General features: G+C 47.6%; 1 protein-coding gene. It reads right to left on the bottom strand.

Features of this window, described 5'->3' with window-relative positions; genetic code table 11:
- The coding region (locus KVT28_RS25760) for a thioesterase domain-containing protein (RefSeq protein ID WP_217551085.1) at positions 1–252 on the bottom strand (252 nt) is incomplete at both ends.

Raw genomic sequence — 252 nt, 5'->3', positions numbered from 1 at the left:
GAAGACGGCAAATTTCGTAAGCAACATTTCCGCCAAAGCTGTATCCGACAACGGTGTAATACTCAGACTGCTCTCTGTCAAGGATATCAAGGCAATACCGCTCAGCCATGACATTCAGGTTGTTCACAAACTTGCCTGTTGAAGCCTCGGGAACGCATTCAATACCATAAGAGCTGAGGATGCCAGCAAGGACTTTTTCAGCCAAATCCTTATAACACCACACTGCCCCGCCTGTCGGATGGATAAACCAGA

The organism is Pantoea sp. GbtcB22 (assembly GCF_019091025.1).
GTDB classification, from domain to species: domain Bacteria; phylum Pseudomonadota; class Gammaproteobacteria; order Enterobacterales; family Enterobacteriaceae; genus Pantoea; species Pantoea leporis.
Note: the sequence above shows the minus strand (reverse complement) of the source record. Positions and strands in the feature narration are given on the sequence as shown.